15 protein-coding genes and 1 tRNA gene are annotated in these 21,416 nt (G+C 71.2%); 7 read left to right on the forward strand and 9 right to left on the reverse strand.

Annotated elements, in window-relative coordinates:
- Positions 1-101: 101 nt before the first annotated feature.
- The gene (locus tag AC3CBB_RS03385) at positions 102-563 is read right to left on the reverse strand and encodes a winged helix-turn-helix transcriptional regulator (protein ID WP_488625984.1); all 462 of its coding nucleotides are present in this window, start codon (positions 561-563) and stop codon (positions 102-104) included.
- A gap of 54 nt (positions 564-617) precedes the next feature.
- On the opposite strand from AC3CBB_RS03385, the gene AC3CBB_RS03390 reads away from it, so the two are divergent.
- Positions 618-1,820, forward strand: a complete 1,203-nt coding sequence (locus AC3CBB_RS03390; RefSeq protein WP_488625985.1) for an MFS transporter — start codon at positions 618-620, stop codon at positions 1,818-1,820.
- Positions 1,821-1,959: 139 nt separating this feature from the next.
- Positions 1,960-4,089: a primary-amine oxidase gene (locus AC3CBB_RS03395; protein WP_488625986.1), complete on the forward strand. Its 2,130-nt coding sequence runs from the start codon at positions 1,960-1,962 to the stop codon at positions 4,087-4,089.
- 200 nt (positions 4,090-4,289) lie between these two features.
- On the opposite strand, the gene AC3CBB_RS03400 is transcribed toward AC3CBB_RS03395, so the two are convergent.
- The gene (locus AC3CBB_RS03400; RefSeq protein ID WP_123504265.1) at positions 4,290-4,676 is read right to left on the reverse strand and encodes a hypothetical protein; all 387 of its coding nucleotides are present in this window, start codon (positions 4,674-4,676) and stop codon (positions 4,290-4,292) included.
- Between the two features lie 148 nt (positions 4,677-4,824).
- On the opposite strand from AC3CBB_RS03400, the gene AC3CBB_RS03405 reads away from it, so the two are divergent.
- Both AC3CBB_RS03405 and AC3CBB_RS03410 read left to right on the forward strand, forming a co-directional pair.
- Positions 4,825-4,901, forward strand: a tRNA-Pro gene (locus tag AC3CBB_RS03405).
- A 253-nt stretch (positions 4,902-5,154) separates the two neighbouring features.
- On the forward strand, positions 5,155-5,952 hold the full coding sequence (locus AC3CBB_RS03410; protein WP_488625987.1) for an aldo/keto reductase: 798 nt from the start codon (positions 5,155-5,157) through the stop codon (positions 5,950-5,952).
- Positions 5,953-5,961: 9 nt separating this feature from the next.
- Here the strand turns inward: AC3CBB_RS03410 and AC3CBB_RS03415 are convergent, their stop codons facing one another.
- The 3 genes from AC3CBB_RS03415 to AC3CBB_RS03425 form a co-directional block, all read right to left on the reverse strand.
- Complete coding sequence (locus AC3CBB_RS03415) at positions 5,962-6,399, reverse strand: Dabb family protein (RefSeq protein ID WP_488625988.1); 438 nt, start codon at positions 6,397-6,399, stop codon at positions 5,962-5,964.
- Positions 6,400-6,708: 309 nt separating this feature from the next.
- Positions 6,709-8,502 (reverse strand): DEAD/DEAH box helicase, encoded by a 1,794-nt coding sequence (locus AC3CBB_RS03420; protein WP_488626704.1) that lies wholly within the window; start codon positions 8,500-8,502, stop codon positions 6,709-6,711.
- Between the two features lie 91 nt (positions 8,503-8,593).
- A complete protein-coding gene (locus AC3CBB_RS03425; RefSeq protein WP_488625989.1) occupies positions 8,594-10,027 on the reverse strand; it encodes an APC family permease in 1,434 nt (477 codons plus the stop codon).
- 189 nt (positions 10,028-10,216) lie between these two features.
- Here AC3CBB_RS03425 and AC3CBB_RS03430 point away from each other — a divergent pair, with 189 nt between their 5' ends.
- Positions 10,217-12,109 (forward strand): BCCT family transporter, encoded by a 1,893-nt coding sequence (locus tag AC3CBB_RS03430; protein WP_488625990.1) that lies wholly within the window; start codon positions 10,217-10,219, stop codon positions 12,107-12,109.
- A gap of 398 nt (positions 12,110-12,507) precedes the next feature.
- Here AC3CBB_RS03430 and AC3CBB_RS03435 read toward each other — a convergent pair whose 3' ends face one another.
- From AC3CBB_RS03435 to AC3CBB_RS03445, 3 genes are all read right to left on the reverse strand, one after another.
- Positions 12,508-14,670, reverse strand: a complete 2,163-nt coding sequence (locus AC3CBB_RS03435) for a RecQ family ATP-dependent DNA helicase (RefSeq protein ID WP_488625991.1) — start codon at positions 14,668-14,670, stop codon at positions 12,508-12,510.
- Between the two features lie 84 nt (positions 14,671-14,754).
- Entirely contained in the window at positions 14,755-18,054 is a 3,300-nt protein-coding gene (locus AC3CBB_RS03440) for an SNF2-related protein (RefSeq protein WP_488625992.1), read from the reverse strand.
- 131 nt (positions 18,055-18,185) lie between these two features.
- Positions 18,186-18,779, reverse strand: coding sequence for an SAM-dependent methyltransferase (locus tag AC3CBB_RS03445; RefSeq protein WP_488625993.1), 594 nt, complete (start codon positions 18,777-18,779; stop codon positions 18,186-18,188).
- Between the two features lie 272 nt (positions 18,780-19,051).
- Between AC3CBB_RS03445 and AC3CBB_RS03450 the strand changes: the two genes are divergently transcribed.
- Positions 19,052-20,686, forward strand: a complete 1,635-nt coding sequence (locus tag AC3CBB_RS03450; RefSeq protein WP_488625994.1) for a molybdopterin-dependent oxidoreductase — start codon at positions 19,052-19,054, stop codon at positions 20,684-20,686.
- A gap of 41 nt (positions 20,687-20,727) precedes the next feature.
- Here AC3CBB_RS03450 and AC3CBB_RS03455 read toward each other — a convergent pair whose 3' ends face one another.
- Positions 20,728-20,967 (reverse strand): hypothetical protein, encoded by a 240-nt coding sequence (locus tag AC3CBB_RS03455; protein ID WP_488625995.1) that lies wholly within the window; start codon positions 20,965-20,967, stop codon positions 20,728-20,730.
- A gap of 146 nt (positions 20,968-21,113) precedes the next feature.
- Between AC3CBB_RS03455 and AC3CBB_RS03460 the strand changes: the two genes are divergently transcribed.
- Complete coding sequence (locus AC3CBB_RS03460; RefSeq protein ID WP_488625996.1) at positions 21,114-21,413, forward strand: hypothetical protein; 300 nt, start codon at positions 21,114-21,116, stop codon at positions 21,411-21,413.
- The last annotated feature ends 3 nt before the right edge of the window (positions 21,414-21,416 follow it).

Consider the following 21,416-nt stretch of genomic DNA (forward strand, 5'->3'; position numbering starts at 1 on the left):
ACGCGCCGCTAACCGTCGCGTTGGTTAGCGACGCGCGAAACGGTTAGCCGTGCGAGTGCACGGGCGGACGGCGGGGCGCGGCGGCGCGGGCGGCGCGACGGCTACGGGGCCGCGACCGGCCGCCGCTCGACGCGCACCGCCGACGGCGCGACAGCACGCCCGGCTGGGTCGACGAACGCCAGGCGCAGCGGCTCGTCGGTGTCGGCGGCCCGGTACGAGAGGCGAGTTCCTGCGCCCTCGACCGGGCGGTGGTCGTTGCCCCACCGGCCGAGTGCCGCCAGGACCGGCGCCAGCTCGCGACCGGCCGGGGTCAGGACGTACTCGTCGCGCTCGCGCTCGCCGGGCTCGCGGTAGGTCTGCCGCTCGAGCACCCCGTACTCGACGAGGGTCGCGAGGCGGGTCGTCAGCACGTCGGGAGAGACGCCGAGGGAGGCGCGGAACTCCGAGAAGCGGGTTCTGCCGAGGAACGCGTCGCGCACCACGAGGAGGGCCCAGCGCTCGCCGAGGACGTCGAGGCTCTGGGCGATGCCGCAGGTGGGGTCGGGGCAGGGGCGCGGGGACATGGGACAACGATAGCTCACTTGGTTTTCCGTATCCAGCCCTGCTAGGGTCGCCCCATGCCCGCTTCGAGCCGTCTCGCCTTCTGGACCTGCGCCGCCGTCCTCGCCCTCGCGCTGTGGACGTCAGGGGCGGCCACGCCGGTGTACCCGCTCTACTCCGCCGACTGGCACCTCTCGCCGTTCGCGACGACCGCCATCTTCGCCGTCTACCCGCTCGTGCTCGTGATCGTGCTGCTCGTCTTCGGCGACCTCAGCGACACGATCGGGCGCCGAGGCAGCATCCTGCTGGGCGTGCTCGCGTCGATCGTCGGCGTGCTGCTGTTCGCGCTCGCGCCCGGGGTCGTCTGGGTGCTGATCGGCCGTGGGTTCATGGGCCTCGGAGTCGGCCTGTCGCTCAGCCCCGCAACCGCGAAGATGATCGACATCGCCGGTCCGGTCAACTCGGCCCGCACCGGCGCGATCAGCACCGCGTCGACGGCGGTCGGCCTCGTGTTCGCGACCCTGCTGGGTGGCGCGCTGGTGCAGTACGCGCCGTTCCCGCTGCACCTCACCTACTGGGTGCTGCTCGCCGTCGAGGCCGTCGTGCTCGTGCTGGTCTGGCGCCTCGAGCCGGATCGCCCCGCCGGCGGCGCGCGCTGGCGACCTCGTGGCATCCACGTTCCGAAGGCCCTGTGGGGCGCGGTCGCCGCCGCGGCGGTGTGCGTGAGCGCCTCGTACGCGCTCGGCGCCGTGGTGCTGTCGCTCGGCGCGTCGATCGGCAAGCAGCTCGTCGGCAGCGACAACGCGTTCGTGACCGGCGCCATCATCGCCCTGTCGATGGTCGTGATCGGCGTCGTCGCGCTGGCATCGCGCAGGATCCCGCTCGTCGTGGCCACCCCGATCGCGTTCGTCGCGGCCGCCGCCGGGTTCGGCTCGCTCATCCTGGCCGCGTCGCTGCACTCGCTCGGGCTCTTCCTCGTGTTCTGCGTGCTCGGCGGCGTCGCCTACAGCCTCCTGTTCGCCGCCGGCCTCCAGATCGTCAGCCGCTACGCCCCCGCCCACCACCGCGCCGGAACCCTGTCGGCCGTCTACCTCGTCGCCTACCTGGTGCAGGGGGCCGCCGCGCTGTGGCTCGGAGCCGAGGCCACCGCCGGCGGGCTCGCGCACGCGGTCGACGTGGGAGCCCCGGCGATCGTCGCGCTCGCCCTCGCGGCGCTGGTGCTCGTCGTGCTGCTCGCGCGGCCGCGGGCGACGCGGGCCGTGCCGGCGTCGCAGGGGTAGCGCCGGCCGGCCGCCGCCGAAACGGCGACCCTGCGCGCCGTTTCGGCAGTGGGCGTGGGGCCCGCCCCGTCGGTACGGTCGACGGACGCCGGCCCGGCGACGTCGCCGCGGCCCCCAGCCCCGCCTCGGAGGACCGCCCGTGACCCACACCCCGCCCGACGCCGACCACGCCGACGCCGACGACACCGCGCCCGAGCACGCCGGCCATGACCACGACGCGCACGGCGATCACGACGCGCACGCCGGCCACGACGCGCACGCCGGCCACGCCCACCACGACGACGCGGTGCCCGCTGACGCCGCCCGCACGAGCGACGCCGGCCCCGCCGCGCACCCGCTCGAGCCGCTGTCGGCGGCCGAGATCGCCGGGGTGGCGCGGATCCTGCGCCGGGATCACGGGCTGAAGGCCACTTCGCGGTTCGTCTTCATCGAGACGTTCGACCCGCCCAAGGCGGAGGTCGTCGCCTGGCGGCCCGGCGACGCGTGGGACCGCCAGGGGTTCGCGGTGATCCGCGAGACGGCCGAGCACGCGACGTACGAGGCGATCGTGTCGCTGACGCAGGACGCCGTGGTGTCGTTCGAGCACATCGAGGGCGTGCAGCCGCCGATCACGGTGGAGGAGTTCGACAAGTCCGAGGAGCTGGTGCGCGCCGACCCGCGCTGGCAGGCCGCCATGCGGCTGCGCGGGGTCGACGACTTCAGCGGCGCCATGATCGACAAGTGGTCGTCGGGCTACACCGGCGAGGGCGACGCCCCGACGCGGCGCCTCGCCCGGCTGCTGACCTTCGTGCGGCGCGGGCAGTACGACAACGGCTACGCGCACCCCGTCGAGGGCCTGATCGTGACCATCGACATGGACACCTGGGAGGTACTGGAGGTCGTCGACCACGGCGTCGTGCCGCTGCCGCCGACCAACGGAAACTTCGAGGAGGCGCTCTGGTCGCGCGACGGCCAGTACCCGCCGCTCACCGCGGCCCGCGCGCCGATGAAGCCGATCGAGATCAGCCAGCCCGAGGGGTCGAGCGTGGTGCTCGAGGGGCACTCGCTGAGCTGGGGCCCGTGGCGGCTTAACGTCGGCTACACGCCGCGGGAGGGCGTGGTGCTGCAGGATGTCCGGTACGACGACCACGGCCGCCTGCGGCCGGTGCTCTACCGCGGGTCGGTCGCCGAGATGTACGTGCCCTACGGCGACCCCGCGGCTACGCACTGGAACAAGAACGTCTTCGACGAAGGCGAGTACGGCCTCGGAGTGCTCGCGAACTCGCTCGAGCTCGGCTGCGACTGCGTCGGCGAGATCCTCTACCTCGACGCCGTGGTGAACGACCAGGACGGCGGCGCGATCACGATCCCGAACGGGATCTGCATCCACGAGGAGGACGCCGGCATCGGCTGGAAGCACACGGAGTACCGCGACGGCCGCGGCGAGGTGCGCCGCAACCGCCGCCTCGTCATCTCGTTCTTCGTCACCGTCGGCAACTACGACTACGGCTTCTACTGGAACCTGCACCTCGACGGCTCCATCGAGCTCGAGGTGAAGCTCACCGGCATCATCTCGACCGGCGCCCTGCTCGAGGGTGCGGTCGCCCCCGGCGGCGAGCCCGGCTTCGGCACGCAGGTCGCGCCCCAGCTCTACGGCCCGCACCACCAGCACTTCTTCTCGGTGCGCCTCGACATGCAGGTCGACGGCCAGCGCAACAACGTCGACGAGCTGAACTCGGCGGCTGTCCCGGCGGGGCCAGAGAACCCGTGGGGGAGCGCGTGGAAGGTGTCGCGCACCCGCCTGACCTCCGAGGCCGGCGCGGCCCGCGAGGCGTCGCCGCAGACCGCGCGCACCTGGCTGGTGACGTCGTCCGACACTCTCAACGGCATCGGCGGGCGCCCCGGCTACCTGATCGAGCCCGGCGCGGCCGCGCCCTTCTTCGCGATGCCCGGGTCGCAGCAGCGCGAGCGCGGAGCCTTCGCGACGAAGCAGCTCTGGGTGACGCAGTACTCACCGCGCGAGCGGTACGCGGCCGGCGAGTACATCGCGCAGCAGCCCGTCGACCAGGGCGTCTCGCGCTTCATCGAGGGCGACCGGCCGCTCGAAGACCAGGACGTCGTCTGCTGGTACACCGTCGGCGTGCACCACGTCGTGCGGCCTGAGGACTGGCCCGTGATGCCGGTCGCGCGCGCCGGGTTCCACCTCAAGCCCGTCGGGTTCTTCGACGGCAACCCCATGCTCGACCTGCCGATGGAGCCGATGGGGGATCACTGCGCGCATCACGCGTGAGGGGCGTCGTCGTCGTCGTCCTTATCTAAGGACGCCGTGTACGCGAGCGAGGATTTCGGGCGAATCGTGCATGCCCCACGAGGATCCCGGGGCGCGGGTGCGACGCCGACAAGGACGCCCCGCCGCGCGATCCTTGCGAACTCGCGGCGCGCGGGGCTGAGCCCGCCGTGCGAGAGGGCCCGCGGGAGCGCCCCGGGTGGTCAGTGGGCGCTGGGCACCCTGGTCAGTGTCACGAAGTCATCGCCGACGCGGGAGAGCGTCATCGTCGAGTCGTTCTTCGAGAACGTCGCCGTGTAGTCGACAGTCGTGCCGCCCTGCTCGACCTCGAGCGTGTACCCGGTGCCGTCCGAGCCCGTGATGTGGCACATGCCCGGCTTCGCGATCTCGATCATGGTCGCGCCCTTGTAGAGCATGTTCGTGCAGTTTCCGTCGTCGCTGACGGTCTTGTTCGCCGAGCCGTCGCTGGCCCGCCACACGCCCTCGATACTCGGGTATCCCGTCGAGCACCCCGTCAAAGCCAGGGCGCAGGAACTCAGGATCGCCACCGCGATCACCGTCGTCGCGGGCTTCACGTGCGTCGCTCTCATCGTGCCCCCAGCCTACGGCGCGGGTCGGGGGTCGCCGCACCTCCGCCGATGCAGGAGTGGTTCGGAGCGGGCGCCGGAGTCGGGTATGCTGGTCCGGTTGCCTCGGTCGGGGCAACACCGGGTCGCACTTCATCACGAAGAGCAATCTCGGGCTGTGGCGCAGCTTGGTAGCGCACTTGACTGGGGGTCAAGGGGTCGCAGGTTCAAATCCTGTCAGCCCGACCAGTGTCAGCTAACGACGCGCTTGTGAAGACGGTCGCCTACGGGCGGCCGTCTTCGTTCGTGCGGGCGTGGCGCTGCCGGCGAGATGGCCCTCGCCGTCGCCTGCGATCCGGCACGGCGACAGCGGAGGCCATCTCGCGACAGGTGCGGGGCGCTCCGCCGCGAACCGCCCGTGCTGAGACAGGCCCGCCTCCGAGCGGGTACGACAGAATCAGGACGGGTCGTGAAGACGGCCCCGAGTGAGAGGGCCCTCCGCATGAGCATCGTCGACCTGACCGTCCCCCTGCCCAACGCCCCGGGCGTCGCCATGCCCGCCATCGGCTTCGGCACCTGGCAGGTGAACCGCGAGGCGGTCGCCGTTGCTGCTGCGGCCGGCTACCCGGCGTTCGACAGCGCCACGATGTACCACACGGAGCGCGACGTCGCCGCGGGTCTGGCCGACGAGGGCCTCGCCCCGGCCGACCGCTTCCTCACGACGAAGATCTGGCGCACCGACATGTCTGACGGGGGAGTCCGCCGCGCCTTCCACGCTTCCAGCAAGAACTTCGGAGTCGACGTCATCGACCTCCTCCTGATCCACTGGCCGCAGAACGCGAAGACCAACCTCGAGACCTGGCTCGCGATGCAGGAACTCCTCGACGCCGGCCAGGTCCGCGCCATCGGGGTCTCGAACTTCGACGCGGCCGACCTCGACGCCCTCGCGAAGGGGTCGGACGTCGTGCCGGCCGTCAACCAGATCGAGCTGCACCCCCGCCGCCAGCGCGCGGAGCTCGTCGAGGAGAACCGCCAGCGGGGGATCTCGACGACCGCGTACTCGCCCCTGGGGCAGGGTGGGCCGGTGCTGCGGGATCCTGCGCTGGGTGCCATCGCATCTGATCACGGCGTCACGAGCGCGCAGGTCGCTCTGCGGTGGCTCGTGCAGAAGGGGATCGTGGCGATTCCGCGGTCGTCAAACCCGGAGCGGATCCGAGAGAACATCGACCTCGACGGGTTCGCCCTCGACGACGACGAGATGGCGCGCATCGACGACCTGCCGCGGCAGCTGCGGAACTGACCGCGCTTCTCAGGAGTCGCCGTCGTCGACGATGTCGAACACGAGCGCGCCGCGGCCGCCGGTCTCGAGGAGGGGGCCGACGAACTCCTTGAAGGCGGCGTGCTCCGGGTCGAAGAACGCGGGGTCGCTCTGCACGGGGGCGCCGACGTAGTAGTTGCGGTCGCCCTCCGACGCGAAGGTCACGACGAAGCCGACCTCGAAGCCGTGTCCGGCATTCTCGCCGCTCGACTGCGGGCCCGCCTCGATCGACACAATGTACGGGGCGCCGTCGGGCCGGACCGAGTGGCGCAGCTGCCGGAACCGCCGAGTCACCTCGTCGCGCTGCTCCTGCGTCGCCTCCGGCCCGAAGCGGAAGAGCACCACGTGCCGTACGCGAGTCGGCCTGTAGTCAGATGCGGTGAAGGCGGCGGGCCCGACGGATGCCAGCTCGACTGTGAGATCGTCCATGCGGTGAGGGTATCCGGTTGCAGGGTGGTCTGGCCCGGGCCGTGGGTCTGGCGGCGCGAGGTGGCGTTGCCGGTCTAGCCGCGCGAGGTGGCGTTGCCGGTCTAGCCGCGCGAGGTGGCGTTGCCGGTCGAGCCGCGCGAGGTGGCCTTGCGCGTCGGGTCGCGGGCGGCGAGGCGACGGTGGGGGCCACCTCGCCGAAGAGTCCGGGAAGCGCAGGAACTGCCGCCGGCAACCTGCCGTCGGAGCGCACACCCAACCCCGTCGAGCGCGCGCGCCTGGACGCAACCCGCGGCAGGGCCCGCAGGACTTCTAGTAGCGCGGCTTGCGCGCCGGCCGCTCGTCGCGCGACCCGCGGTCGGACTCGCGCGGCGGACGCGCAACCCCGGCACCACGGCGATCGGGACGGATCTCGATGAGCTTGCCGCTGATGCGGGTGTCGGCGAGGCGGTCGAGCATGTCCTGGCCGACCTCCGACGAGAGCTCGACGATCGAGAAGTCGGGGCGGATCTGGATGGCGCCGAAGTCCTCGCGCGACAGTCCGCCCTCGTTGGCCAGTGCGCCGACGATCTGGCGCGGCTCGACGCGCTGGCGGCGACCGACCTCGATGCGGTAGGCGGTCATCGGCGCGTTCGAGCGGGGGCGGCGCTCGGGGCGCTCGCCGCGGTCGTCGCGGTCGAACGAGCGGGCCGGACGGTCTCCGTCGCGGGCGGGGCGCTCCTCGCGCGGTGGGCGCGCGGCGCGCTCGGCGGCCGGGTCGAGCAGCAGCGGGGTGTCGCCCTGGGCGACGACGGCGAGGGCGGCGGCGACGTCGGCCTCGGGCACGTCGTGGTGCTCGACATAGTGGGCGATGATGTCGCGGAAGTCCGAGATCCGCGCCTCCTGCGACAGCGCCTCGGTGATCGAGTCGTCGAAGCGGGTCAGGCGGGTCACGTTGACGTCTTCGACGGTCGGCAGCTGCATCTGCGTCAGCGGCTGGCGAGTGGCCTTCTCGATCGCACCGAGGAGGCGGCGCTCGCGGGGCGTGACGAAGCTGATCGCCGCGCCCGAGCGGCCTGCGCGACCGGTGCGGCCGATGCGGTGGACGTACGACTCGGTGTCGATCGGGATGTCGTAGTTGACGACGTGGCTGATGCGGTCGACGTCGAGGCCGCGGGCCGCGACGTCGGTGGCGACCAGGATGTCGAGCTTGCCCGACTTGAGCTGGTTGACGGTGCGCTCGCGCTGCGCCTGGGCGACGTCTCCCGAGATGGCGGCGGCGGAGTACCCGCGGGCGCGCAACTTCTCGGCCAGCGTCTCGGTCTCGCTCTTGGTGCGGACGAAGATGATCATGCCCTCGAAGTTCTCGACCTCGAGGATGCGCGTGAGGGCATCGACCTTCTGCGGGTACGACACCATCAGGTAGCGCTGGGTGGTGTTGGCCGACGTGGTGGTCTTCTGCTTGACCGTGATCTCTTCGGCGTCGTTCAGATACTGCTTCGAGATGCGGCGGATCTGCGACGGCATTGTCGCCGAGAACAGCGCGACCTGCTTGTCGTCGGGGGTGTCGGCGAGGATCGTCTCGACGTCTTCGGCGAAGCCCATCTTGAGCATCTCGTCGGCCTCGTCGAGCACGAGGTACTTGAGCTCGGACAGGTCGAGCGTGCCCTTGGCGAGGTGGTCCATGATGCGGCCGGGGGTGCCGACGACGACGTGGACGCCGCGGCGGAGAGCCGACAGCTGCACGCCGTAGGCCTGGCCGCCGTAGACGGGGAGCACGTGGACGCCGCGCATGCCCGACGCGAACTGCTCGAACGCCTCGCAGACCTGGAGCGCGAGCTCGCGGGTGGGGGAGAGGACGAGCGCCTGCGGCTTCTTGGCCGACACATCGAGGCGCGACAGGATGGGGAGCGCGAAGGCGGCGGTCTTGCCGGTTCCGGTCTGGGCGAGGCCGACGACGTCGCGGCCGGCGAGCAGCGTCGGGATCGTCGCGGCCTGGATCGCCGACGGCGTCTCGTAGCCGATGGAGCGGACGGCCTTCAGGACCTCGTCGCTCAGCCCCAGGTCGGCGAACGTCACCTGGTCGCTCTCGCCGCTCTCTGCGGCTGCGGGATTCTCGGTCTCGATCGGGGCTTTTTCGTCACTCACTGTATGAACCGTAGTCGGTCGGGAGGGGTGGGTGGTGCCGGGGCGGCAATTCAGGCGGGGTGCGGCGCCGTCAGGGGCGGGCGGCGGGCTCGTCTTCGGGCGCCGGTGCAGCTTCGGGAGCTGCAGTTCCTGCGCGCCGTCTGACGAAGAAGGTGACGCCCCAGAGCACGATCCCGATGACGAGGAGGGCGCCGGCGATCTCGTACTGCTCGTAGCCGCGGCCCGACGACCAGGGCAGGACCAGCCACAGGCAGGCGAGGATCCCGATGACGGGCAGCACGCGGCCGGCGCGGAAGTGGCCGTGCGGCACGGTGTCGCGCCGCAGCTTCAGGACGACGAGGTTGACCACCGCGAACACGGCGAGCAGGAGCAGCGAGGTGGTTCCGCCGAGCACGGCGACGATCGGCGACTCCGGCGACAGCGACACGTAGCCGATCAGCAGAAGGCTGATCCCGGTCGTGAAGAGGATCGAGGCCCAGGGCGTCTGGTTCTTCGCGTGCACCTTCGACAGGAAGCCGGGCAGCACGCGCTGCTTGCTCATGCCGTAGAGCAGGCGGCTGGCCATCATCATGTTGATGAGCGCCGAGTTGGCGACCGCGAACATCGAGATGAACGGCAGCAGGGATCCGATCGGGAACCCCGGCGCCGCCGTCTCGACCACCGTCACCAGGGGCGTCTCGTTGTCGGCGAGCTGGCCGATCGGCACCACGGCGACCGCGCAGAGCGACACGAGCACGTAGATGACGGCGGTGATGCCGAGGCCGGTGAGCATGACGCGCGGGAAGATCTTCGAGGGGTCCTTCGTCTCTTCGGCCATGTTGACGCTGTCTTCGAAGCCGACCATCGCGAAGAACGCCAGGCTCGTCGCGGTCGAGATGCTGAGCAGCAGCGCCTTGTCGCCCGGGGTCTCGAACATGACCACGCGCGAGAAGTCGGCGCGGCCGCCGAAGATGGCGTAGAAGCCGATCAGGATCACCATCACCAGACCCGACAGCTCGACCAGCGTCAGCACGACGTTCGCCTTGACGCTCTCGGAGACGCCGCGGAAGTTGATGGCCATCACCAGCAGCATGAAGCCCATCGCGATCAGCATGACCGTGCCGTTGCCGAGCTCGACGTCGATGCCAGCCGCCAGGTTCGCCGCGAACGCACGGGAGGCCGTCGCCGCCGAGGTGATGCCCGAGCACATCACGATGAACGTGATGAGGAACGTCACGAAGTGGATGCCGAATGCCTTGTGCACGTAGAGCGCGGCGCCGGCGGTCTGCGGGTACTTCGTCACGAGCTCCAGGTACGAGAAGGCCGTCACCAGCGCGACGCCGAACGCGATGAGGAACGGCAGCCACGCGGCCCCGCCGACCTCCGCCGCGACCTGCCCGGTGAGGGCGTAGACGCCCGTGCCGAGGATGTCTCCGACGATGAACAGCAGCAGGAGCTTCGGGCCGATCGCCCGCTTGAGCTCCGTCTCCTGCTTGGGCGCGGGCGCTTGGGTCGTTGCAGCCATGAGGACCTCCGGAGTATCTACTGCTCGGGTCGTGCGATTCGGGCCATCCTGCCCTCGTGGTTTTGGCGCGGTTACGTCTGCGGGGGAGATTGCAGATCGTGCAGTTCTGCTTCTGGCGCAGGAACTCGCTGCCGCGACTCGTGGCATACTCCATTTCAGTGGGCTCACCTCCCACGGATCGGGGTCGGAATGTCGTCGCAGAAGTCAGGTGCGCCTGCTGTCAGGATTTCAGGTGCGCCCGCCGTCAAGCGCTGGGTGTTCTGGCCCGCCGCCGTGCTGGTGCTCGCTTTCGTCGCCTTCACGCTGGCCGCACCCGCCACCGCCGAGGGCGTGTTCGCCGCCGTGCAGACCGCCATCGTGCGCGACTTCAGCTGGTACTACGTCTTGATCGCCGCGGGCTTCGTCGGCTTCGCGATCTGGATGGGGTTCAGCCGGTACGGCGACATCGTGCTCGGCCGCGACACCGACAAGCCGGAGTTCTCGACGGCGTCGTGGTTCTCGCTGCTCTTCGCCGCGGGAATGGGCATCGGACTCGTCTTCTACGGGGTGTCGGAGCCGCTCAGCCACTTCGCCGACCCGCGCCCCGGCGTCACCGGCACGCCGGCGCACCTCGCGCAGGAGGCGATCACGCAGACCTTCCTGCACTGGGGCCTGCACGCATGGGGCATCTACGTGGTCGTCGGGCTGGCCCTCGCCTACGCCGTGCACCGACGGGGCCGGCCGGTATCGATCCGCTGGGCGCTCGAGCCCGTACTCGGCAAGCGGGTGCGCGGCGGGTGGGGCAACCTCATCGACGTCATCGCTCTCGTCGGCACGCTGTTCGGCGTCGCCACCTCGCTCGGCCTCGGCGTCCTGCAGATCAGCGCCGGGCTCGAGAAGACCGGGTTCGTGCAGTCGTCGCTGACTGTGCAGATCGTGCTGATCATCGTCGTCACGCTCGTCGCCGTCGTCTCGCTCGTCACGGGAGTGGCGCGGGGCATGAAGCTCCTGTCGAACTTCAACCTGCTGCTCGCGGGCGCACTGCTCGTCTTCGTGTTGATCGTCGGGCCCACGCAGTTCCTGCTGAGGGAATTCGTGCAGTCGATCGGCGCCTACCTGCAGGGCTTCGTCGGGCTGTCGTTCACGGTCAGCGCGTTCTCGGGTGCGCGCGGCGAGGCGTGGCAGGGCACCTGGACGACGTTCTACTGGGGCTGGTGGATGTCGTGGGCGCCGTTCGTCGGGATCTTCATCGCGCGCATCTCGAAGGGACGCACCGTGCGGCAGTTCGTCTTCGGGGTGCTGCTCATTCCGACGCTGCTGACCTTCCTGTGGTTCGGCGTGCTGGGCGGGACGGCGCTGTTCGCGCAGCTGTACGGGGGTGGCGGGTTGATCGGGGGTGCTCTCGGTGGGTCTGGTGCTGGCTCGGGTGGGGCTGGGGCTGTGTTCGGTGGTTCTGGTGCCGGCTCGGGTGGGGCTGGGGATGTCTTCGGTGGGTCTGGTGCCGGCTCGGGTGGGGCTGTCGACGTCGAGGGGGCTCTGTTTCAGCTGCTGGGGTCGCTGCCGGCCGGGTCGGTGCTCGTCGTGGGTGCGATCATCCTCATCGCCGTGTTCTTCGTGACGTCGGCCGACAGCGGCGCGCTCGTCATGGCGATGATCGCGACCGGCGGCGACATCGAGCCGAAGGCGTGGATACGCGTCTTCTTCGCCGGCATCACTGCGCTCGTGGCCATCGCGCTCCTCGTCGCCGGCGGCCTCACCGCCCTCAAGACCGCCGCCATCACCACGGCGCTGCCCTTCAGCATCGTGATGATCCTGATGTGCTGGGCAACCGTCGTCGCGTTCAGTCGCGAGTCGCGGGCGTACGCGCGCGCCCAGCGCGCCGTCCTGCTCTCCGAGCTCAGCGCGCACTACGACCGCGAGGTCGTCGCGCCGCTCGAGCGCGAGCCGCGCACCGGGCCGATCGCGCGGGTGCGGCGGCGGCTCGGAGGTGGTGGGTCGGCGTGGCCGGGGGGCCCGGCGGGGTCTGGTGGGGCTGGTGGGGCTGGTGCGGGGTCGAGTGGGTCTGGTGCAGAGTCGAGTGGGCCTGGGGTGCCGCCGGAGTAGCGCGGCGCGCCTGCGGGGTGGCTCGGAGTGTCCTTCGCGGCAACTCGGCCCACGATCGCGACATGACACCAAGCCGGATTGTGGTGTCATGTCGCGATCGTGGGCCGGAGTATCGCGATCGGGGGCATCGGCGGCCGGTCGTCGGGCCCGGCCCACGATCGGGACTCGGCACCACGGCACGACGTGGTGTGGAGTCCTGATCGTGGTGCGTTCGGCCGCGTGCGTGGTGTGGAGTCCCGATCGTGGTGCGGGGGCGCGGCGTCGGGCTGAGGTGAACACGAGGCGCGGGCGTGCGGACGCCGGGCGCGAGCGTGCGCCGGGCGCGCCGGGCGCGAGCGTGCGCCGGGCGCGAGCGTGCGCCGGGCGCGCGGACGCGCGGACGCGACGCCCCGCCCGCCCTAGCCGACGACGGCGAGCGCGAAGGGCAGCACGGCGTCGGCGCCAGCACGACGAAGGGCGCGGCCGGCCACGGTGAGGGTCCAGCGGCTGTCGACGAGGTCGTCCACGAGCAGGACGGGGCCAGAGTGGGCGGCGAGGGTCGCGGCGAGCTCGGCCGGCACGTGCACGCTCTCCCAGACGTCGGCGAGGCGGAAGACGCTGTTTCCGCCGCGCTCGCGCCTGGCCGGAACGGAATCGGCCGCACCGGTCGGGCCGGGAGGGGCCACGCGCGACGACGCGAGCGAGCCCAGCACGGGAAGCCTGCCGACGGCGCCGAGGGCCTCGGCCAGGGATGCGATGAGCTGCGGGTGGGTCGACGACGGCATCGCGACGATGCCGGTGGGTCGGGCCTCCCACGGCCAGTCGGCGAGGACGCGCACGCACCCGTCGAGGAGGGAGCGGCTGAGCGGCGCGTCGGGGGTGGCCGGGGCGAAGGTGGTGCGGAGGGTTGTTCCCCACCCGAGATCGGTGAGTCGGGCGAGGGCACGGCCGGGCTCCACGCGCTTGGCGGGGCTGATCTTGCCCTTCACCGACAGGCCCACGCGGTCGGCGCCCGTCGGCCACTGCGCGCGGGGCTCGATCTCGACGCCGACCCGGTCGAGGGCGCCGGCGGCCTGCGTGGCTGCGGATGAGTCGACGTCGACCGGGTACCACGCTCCGGCGCAGACGTCGCACCGACCGCAAGGTGCGGCGGCCGGGTCGTCGAGGTCGGCCTGCAGCAGCTGCATGCGGCAGGTCTCGCCCGATTCGTACCGGATCATCGCGTTCTGCTCGGCGACGCGGGCCTCGGCGATGCGGCCGTAGCGCTCGGCGTCGTAGCTCCAGCCGGTCTCCGTCGAGATCCAGCCGCCCTGCACGCGCTTGGCGGCCCCGTCGACGTCGAGCACTTTGAGCATGAGCTCGAGCGGCGACCGCTTGACGTCGACCCGGGCCTCGAGCGCCTGCGTCGACATGGGCAGGTCGGTGAGCGCGGACAGCACCGCGTGCGCCCGCGCCTCGGAGGGCATGGACGCTGTCGCGAAGTACTGCCAGATCTCGCCGTCTTCGCTCCCCGGCAGCAGCAGCACATCGGCCGAGTCGGTGGCTCGCCCCGCGCGGCCGATCTGCTGGTAGTACGCGACGGGGGAGCTCGGCGCGCCGAGGTGTACGACGAACCCGAGGTCGGGCTTGTCGAACCCCATGCCGAGGGCGCTGGTCGCCACGAGCGCTTTCAGGTCGTTCGTCTTAAGGCGCTGCTCGAGCCGTTCGCGCTCTTCGGGATCAGTGCGCCCGGAGTAGGAGGCGACGTCGTACCCGGCGTCACGCAGCAGCCGCGCGGTGTCGTCGGCGGCGGAGATGGTGAGCGTGTAGATGATGCCCGAGCCGGGCAGGTCGGTGAGGTGGTCGATGAGCCAGCCGAGGCGCTCTCTGCTCGAGGGCAGGGTCAGCACACCGAGCCGGAGCGAGGCTCGGGCGAGGGAGCCTCGGATGGTGAGCACCGGGGTTCCTGCGCCCAGTTGCTCTTCGACGTCAGCCACGACTCGGGCATTCGCCGTCGCGGTCGTCGCCAGCACCGGCACCTCGTGCGGCAGGGTGCGGATGAGGTCGGCCAGCCGCCGGTAGTCGGGCCGGAAGTCGTGGCCCCAGTCGGAGATGCAGTGCGCCTCGTCGACGACGAGCATGCCGAGCGTGCGGATCAGCTCGGGCATCTGCTCGTCACGGAACCGCGGGTTGTTGAGCCGCTCGGGCGACACCAGCAGCACGTCGACCTCACCGGCCGCGATGCGCTCGCGCACGTCGCCCCACTCGTGCGCGTTGGCCGAGTTGAGCGCTGCGGCGCGCACTCCGGCACGCGCAGCGGCCGCCACCTGGTCGCGCATGAGGGCGAGCAGAGGGCTGACGAGCAGGGTCGGGCCGGCCCCGCGACGCCGGAGCAGAAGAGTTGCGATGAAGTAGACGGCTGACTTGCCCCATCCGGTGCGCTGCACGACCAGGGCTCGCCGACGATCGGCCACCAGCGCCCGAATCGCCTCGAGCTGCCCGTCGTGGAACACCGCGTCGTCGCGCCCGGTCAGCGCTCGCAGGAGCTCGAGGGCCTCCGCGTCGAGAGAGGTGCCGTCGATGGTCGTGGTGCCGTCTGTCATGCCCCTACTCTCGCAGGGGCCGCCGACATCCCGCTGAAGTTATCCACAGGGCCCGTCCCCCTCGAGGGCACGCACGAGCCAGGGCTACCCCTCGAGCAGGCCTCGGATGTCGGCCGCTGTGAGGGACCCGCCGAACGCGGCCTCGTCGTCGTCCATCATCGCGTCGAACAGCTTGGCCTTCGTCTCCTTCAGGGCCATGACCTTCTCTTCGATGGTGTCGTTGGCGATCATCCGGTAGACCATCACGTTCGAGGTCTGACCGATGCGGTGGGTGCGGTCGATGGCCTGCGCCTCGGAGGCGGGGTTCCACCAGGGATCGAGCAGGAAGACGTAGTCGGCCTCGGTCAGGTTCAGCCCGAACCCGCCGGCCTTCAGGCTGATCAGGAAGACCGGCGCCGCCCCCGCCTTGAACTCGTCGATCACCTCGGCGCGGTGGCGCGTCGAGCCGTCGAGGTAGGTGTGCGCGATGCCCGCGCCGTCGAGCCGGGCCTGGACGAGCCGGAGGTACGACGTGAACTGGCTGAAGATCAGCGCCCGGTGCCCGCCCGCCACCACGTCGGCGAGCTCTTCGAGCAGCACCTCGAGCTTCGACGACGGCACGTCGGCGTAGGCCTCGGCGTCGATGAGCGACGCGTCGAGCGCCAGCATCCGCAGCAGCGTCAGCGACCGGAACACGATGAACCGGTTGCGATCCAGGTCGTCGACGAGATCGAGCAGCTTCATCCGCTCCCGCTGCAGCACGAGGTCGTAGAGCTTGCGGTGCGCCGGCGCGAGGTCGACGCGCAGCACCTGCTCCTGCTTCTCGGGCAGGTCGGACGCCACGAGCTCCTTGGTGCGCCGCAGCATCAGCGGTCGCACGCGCCGCCGCAGTCGAGCGAGCAGATCGGGCCGGTCGTGCTGCGAGATCGGCTTGAGGTACTCCTCGGTGAACCGCAGACCCGTCGTCAGCAGACCCGGCGACACCACATGGAAGAGCGACCAGAGATCCATCAGGTCGTTCTCGAGCGGCGTGCCCGTGATGGCGAGCTTGAACGGCGCACGGATCTCGACGGCCGCCTTGTGCGCCTTCGACTGCCGGTTCTTGATCATCTGCGCCTCGTCGAGCACGAGCCCGGCCCAGTCCACCGCCTCGTACCTGGCGAGGTCGAGCCGCAGAAGCGCGTACGACGTGACGATCACGTCGTGCGCGGCAGCCAGCTCGTCGAGCTTCAGCCGCCCCTTCGCCGCCGTCGTCGTCACGCCCGCGACACGGAGGCCCGGCGTGAACTTCGCCGCCTCGGCCACCCAGTTCGAGACCACAGACGTCGGTGCGACGACCAAGAACGGGGGCGCAGGAACTCCGGAACCCCGCCGCACATGCTCCATCAGGGCGAGCGTCTGCAGCGTCTTGCCCAGACCCATGTCGTCGGCCAGCACGCCGCCGAGCCCGTGCTCGTAGAGGAAGGCCAGCCACCGGAACCCGTCGACCTGATACGGCCGCAGCTCGGCCTGCACGGTGTCGGGCACCGGAGTCGCCTGGATGCTCTCACCGGCCGCGATGCCGTTGAGCCCCTCGGCGGTGCGGCGCCACGACTCGGCCTGGTGGCTGGCGTCGGCGAGCTCCTCGAACTCCGACCAGAGGCTCGCCTGGTACCGGTTGATGTGGAGCTCGCCCGCCGGACCGCCACCAGCGCTCCACTCGTCGAGCGCCTCGGCCTCGGCGATCAGCCGCTTGAGCTCGTCGAAGACCGGCTGCTTCAGCGACAGGTACGTCTTGTCGACCATCAGCAGCTTGTCGCGGCCCTTGGCCAGCGCGCTGAACAGCGGCGTGAACGGGATGGTGCGGCCCTCGACGGTGACAAGCACGCCGAGGTCGAACCAGTCGCGCTTGTCCGTCTCGACCGTGGTCACCGTGAGCTGCGGCGTCTCGGTCAGCTCGCGGTAGTCGGGGCGCTCGCCGACCTGGCGCACGCGCACGTCGTCGCGGGCCTCGAGCACCGGCAGGACCGTGGCGACGAACTCCGCGGCGTCGAGCCCGCGCAACGCGAGCTTGGCAGGCGGGCCGCCCAGCACGCCGTCGAGATCGCCCGGCACCGCGTACTCCGACAGCCTCTCGACGCGGCCGGCGTACTCCCACGCCCACTCGAGGTCGAGGCGGTCGCCCTCCTCGAACGTGCAGGTGAGCGTCAGCATCGGCGGCTCGATCTCGGGCAGCGCCACCGAGGCGTCCGAGCTGACGACCTCCACCGTCGAGGCGAGGCGGGGATAGAACTCCTGCAGGAACTCGTCCCTCGCCGCCGCCGGAACCTCGATCGGGCGCGGGCTGGTCAGCAGAGCCCGCTGCTCGGCGGTCATGTGCCCCGTCGGCGCGAGGGTGAAGTGCGGCGCGGGCGTGAAGGCCCACGTGTAGACCCCGTGGTCGGCGACGACCCCGACGAACGGCGCGGGATGGGAGCGCTCGCCGATGAGCACCGTCGGAGTGAGGTGGATCGACGCGTCGTCGGCGGCGGCCGGGAGCGGAGCACGCGCGGCGTCGAGCGTGAGCCGCGCCTCGTCGGCCACGGTCACGTCGGTCTCGCGCTTGCCGGTGACGAAGCCGATGCCGAGCCGGGCGCCCTCGGCCAGCAGCGGCCAGAGCAGAGGGCTCGCGAAGTCGTCGAGGTACAGCCAGTCGGCCTCGCCCGGTACGTACGCCTCCCGGGCGGACCGGTGAAGCGCCTGGAACTGGCCGAACCAGCGGTGCTGCTCGGGGCTGGAGCCGAGACGGTTGAGCGAGAACGGGAGGGTGGTCCAGGTCAGGGAGCCGCGAGTCCAGTTGCCTCGAGCGCTCATCGTGACGGGCCGGACACCGAGCCGGAAGCTGCCGCCCGCCGTGGCCGAGCGGGGCGTGGCGGGTCGGGACGTCGGTGCTCCCCAGCGCTGGGTGGGCGTGCGACCACGCTCGCGGAGCTCGAACTGGAGCCCCATCGGCGTAGCCGTCTCGCGCGGAGGTGCCGGGGTGCCGGTGAGGGCGTCGAGCGCGGACTTCCAGGCGGGGACGGCCGGGTCGGGAGGCGCCCCCGGTGACACGGCTTGCGCGCCCGCCGTCACGGTCTGCTGCACCTTCGCCGCGTTCGCCGCGAGCAGGAGCGCAGCGACGTGCTTGCAGGCCTCGCCGACGAAGCACGTGCAGGTGCTCTGCGTCGGCCGGCCGTAGTCGCCGCGCGCCGGCGTGAGGGTAACCGCGGCCTCGTACGGCTCGGCCTCGCTGCCCTTGACCGACCCGCTCAGGCGGTGCTCGACGGGATTCCACGCGGTGCTGAGCACGAGCTGCGACCGGACAGAGCTCTTGGCGCGCTCGAACGCCGGCCGGCCCACCAGCCGGATCACGTCCGTCGCATCGACGAGGGGAGGTGCCTCGGTCATGGGTCCAGTCTGGCAGGGGCCGCCGACACTCGTCGGCGTTCTCCACAGGCCCGAGGCGGGCCCGAGGCGGACGTGTGACGGGCCGATGCAGACCCGCGAAAGACGCGCACCAGGCCAGCGGCGACCTCTTCTTATGCGGTCGCCTTCACCGCCACCAGCACCTCGTCGCGGCCCTCGCGCACCGGGTGCGGGAGCAGGCCCGCCTGCGCGATCGTCCAGCCGTCGCCGAGCTGCGGAGCGAGATCGGCGGCGGCGAAGAAGAACTCCGGGCCGATCATCGCGTGCTCGTGCGCCTCGTGGCCGACCACGACGAGCTTCCCGCCCGGGCGGGTGGCGGCCGCCATCGTGGCCAGGAGCGTCGACATCTCAGCGGGCGGGAAGTGCGAGTACTGCGACGAGACGAGGTCGAAGTCGGCGCCTGACGGCTGCCAGGTGAGGGCGTCGGCGTGCAGCCATTCGACGGGGCGGAGCCCGGGGGCGGACTCGGCGGCGGTGCGGGCCCGCGTGAGCGCCACGGTGGAGAGCTCGAGTGCGGTCACATCCCATCCCTGCTGTGCGAGCCAGATCGAGTCGCCGCCTTCGCCTGATCCGATTTCGAGTGCGCGGCCGGGCGTGAGGCCCGTCGCGGTCGAGACGAGGTGCGGGTTGGGGTTGCCGCTCCAGCGCGGGCGGTCGCCGTAGAGGTCGTTCCAGAAGGCTTCGTCGGGCACGGGAGAGGAGGTCATGCTCCCAGGGTGGGGGCGGCGCGGGTGCGGGGGCAAGCTCGTTTGCCGGGTTGGCAAATCGTTGGCTGCCTTTGGTGAGGATTGCGGGGGTGAGCGTCCTTGTGGCGTGCGCACGGCAGGGCGGATCTCCTTGTGGTGCCTTCAGCCGGAGCGCGAAATCCTTGTGTGCCGACGCGGCGTCCTTCGATAAGGCACGGCGCGGGTCTTACGAGATGCCGCGAGACTGTGGATAACCACAGCAGGAACTCGGGCCGCTCGCCTAGCCTCGATCCATGTCCACACGTGTCGCTCCGCCTGTCGCGGCCCCGCCTGCCGCGGCGGTGCCGTCGAGCCGCGCGCTGAAGGTGTGGGCGGCGCTCGGCGGGGTCCTCGCCCTGATCGCGTTCCTCGCGTCGGCCGAGGCGGTCGCCGTCGTGATCGGCGCCGGGTCCAGCCCGCTCGTGGGCGTCGGCGGCGCGGTCATCGACCTCGCGCCGCCCGGGGCGAAGAACCTGATGGTGGCACTCTTCGGCACCGGCGACAAGGCTGCGCTCTTCGCGCTCATGGGGGTTCTGCTCGTGATCATCACGGCGGGCGCCGGGCTGCTCGAACGCAGCCGGCCACCGTGGGGGCGCGTGGTGTTCGGCGTCGGCGGGCTGCTGGCGATCCTCGCCGTGCGCACCCGTGCCGGAGCGGGCAACTTCGACATCGTGCCGTCGCTCGTCGGGGCCATCGTCGCCACTCTCGTGCTCCATGCCGTGATCGCGCGGCTGTTCCGGTGGGAGGCCGCCGCACGGTACGACGCCGGCGAGATGGAGGTGCGGCCGAAGCTGTCGCCCGCCATGCGGTCGTCGGGCCTGGAACGGCGCGCGTTCTTCCGCTGGACCGCCCTCAGCGCTGCGGCGTGGGCCGTGGTCGGGGCGGGTGCCCGAGTGATCAACGGCGCCGTCGTCAATGCGGAGGCACTGCGTGCCGCGGTGAAGCTGCCGGCCGCTGCCGTGACCGAGGATGCGGCTCCGGCGGGGGCTTTGCTCTCGGTCGCCGGCATCACGCCGTACATCACGCCCAACGCCGACTTCTACCGGATCGACACGGCGCTCTCCGTGCCGCAGATCGACCCGTCGACGTGGAGCCTGCAGATCGAGGGGCTCGTCGAGACGCCCATCACCCTGACCTGGAAGCAGCTGCTCGACCTTCCGCTCGTCGAGCACACGGCCACGCTGTCGTGCGTGTCGAACGAGGTCGGAGGCGACCTCATCGGCAACGCGCGCTGGCTCGGCTATCCGATCCGGGAGCTGCTCAAGCGCGGGGCTCCCGACGCGTCGGCCGACATGGTGCTGTCGCGGAGCATCGACGGCTTCACCGCCGGCACGCCGCTGTCGGTGCTGCAGGACGACTCGACGCAGGCGCTCCTCGCGATCGGGATGAACGGTGAGCCTCTGCCGCTCGAGCATGGATTTCCGGTGCGGATGGTCGTGCCCGGCCTGTTCGGCTACGTGAGCGCCACGAAGTGGGTGACGTCGCTGAAGGTCACGCGCTTCGCCGACGAGAAGGCGTACTGGTCGACGCGCGGGTGGACCGAGAAGGGGCCGGCGAAGCTGGAGTCGCGCATCGACACCCCGTCGGGCTCGAAGACCGTGTCGGCGGGCACCGTGCCGATCGCCGGCGTCGCGTGGGAGCCCCACACCGGCGTCGCCGCCGTCGAGATCCGCGTCGACAACGGTGACTGGGTCGAGGCGACGCTCGCCGATTCGATCAGCGACGACACCTGGCGGCAGTGGGTGTACCGGTGGGACGCCACGAAGGGCCGGCACCGGATCCAGGTGCGGGCGACGTCGAAAGACGGCAAGCGGCAGACGGCGAAGTACGTTCCGCCGGCTCCCGACGGAGCCGAGGGCTGGGACGAAGTGACGGTCACCGTGGCCTGAGGCCTGAGGCCTGGCGCCGGTCGTGGGTGGCCGAGCCGCCGCTAGTGGCCGGCGACGAGGAGGCTTGCGAAGGCGAGGGTGCCGGTGGCGCCGAGTCCGACGAGGATCGAGCAGGCCACGGTGACGACACGCTGGCGACGACGCTCGGCTGCACGGATGAGGCGGCGGCTCGCCGACTCATCGAGAGCCCGCAGCACGTCTGAGTCCACGAGAGATGAGGCCGCTACCGAGGCCGTCTGGCGCCGAACTGCGGTGAGTCGCGGGGGAGTGATGGTGGTCATGGCTGCCTCGAGTCGTCGAATGCCTGCTTTCAGACGACTGTTCGGAGGCCCCGAGCAGGAAGGTGGGTATTCGCTGAGATTCGTCTCCGGCGGCCCCGAGCGGGTTGCACGTGGGTGCACCCCGCACCCGCGACGTCCAATGGGCCATGGCAGTCCAGAACGCGACGATCGTGGCCGTCATCGGCGCGCGGTCGGCAGAGGTCATCACGGCCCTGGGAGAGTCGCACGGAGTCGACGCACTCGTGCTCGGCGAACCCGACGACCACGGCACCAAGCGGATCAGCGCGTCGAACGCTCCGTACGTCGTCCACGACGCGGACCCGCTTGGTCACGTCGCCCATGCGTGGGTCGAGTTCTACGACGATCGCTCGACGGCCGGCGCCCTCGAGCTCGAGGCGGCGCTCGCCGCCCCACGCCGCCCCGCCCCGCCGCGCCGACGCATCTAGTCG

It is taken from the genome of Frondihabitans sp. OV104 (assembly GCF_057787745.1).

Coding starts and splice junctions, on each gene's coding strand:
- AC3CBB_RS03385 (WP_488625984.1), bottom strand. CDS start 563: ATGTCCCCGCGCCCCTGCCCCGACCCCACCTGCGGCATCGCCCAGAGC.
- AC3CBB_RS03390 (WP_488625985.1), top strand. CDS start 618: ATGCCCGCTTCGAGCCGTCTCGCCTTCTGGACCTGCGCCGCCGTCCTC.
- AC3CBB_RS03400 (WP_123504265.1), bottom strand. CDS start 4,676: ATGAGAGCGACGCACGTGAAGCCCGCGACGACGGTGATCGCGGTGGCG.
- AC3CBB_RS03410 (WP_488625987.1), top strand. CDS start 5,155: ATGAGCATCGTCGACCTGACCGTCCCCCTGCCCAACGCCCCGGGCGTC.
- AC3CBB_RS03415 (WP_488625988.1), bottom strand. CDS start 6,399: ATGGACGATCTCACAGTCGAGCTGGCATCCGTCGGGCCCGCCGCCTTC.
- AC3CBB_RS03425 (WP_488625989.1), bottom strand. CDS start 10,027: ATGGCTGCAACGACCCAAGCGCCCGCGCCCAAGCAGGAGACGGAGCTC.
- AC3CBB_RS03430 (WP_488625990.1), top strand. CDS start 10,217: ATGTCGTCGCAGAAGTCAGGTGCGCCTGCTGTCAGGATTTCAGGTGCG.
- AC3CBB_RS03435 (WP_488625991.1), bottom strand. CDS start 14,670: ATGACAGACGGCACCACGACCATCGACGGCACCTCTCTCGACGCGGAG.
- AC3CBB_RS03440 (WP_488625992.1), bottom strand. CDS start 18,054: ATGACCGAGGCACCTCCCCTCGTCGATGCGACGGACGTGATCCGGCTG.
- AC3CBB_RS03445 (WP_488625993.1), bottom strand. CDS start 18,779: ATGACCTCCTCTCCCGTGCCCGACGAAGCCTTCTGGAACGACCTCTAC.
- AC3CBB_RS03450 (WP_488625994.1), top strand. CDS start 19,052: ATGTCCACACGTGTCGCTCCGCCTGTCGCGGCCCCGCCTGCCGCGGCG.
- AC3CBB_RS03455 (WP_488625995.1), bottom strand. CDS start 20,967: ATGACCACCATCACTCCCCCGCGACTCACCGCAGTTCGGCGCCAGACG.
- AC3CBB_RS03460 (WP_488625996.1), top strand. CDS start 21,114: ATGGCAGTCCAGAACGCGACGATCGTGGCCGTCATCGGCGCGCGGTCG.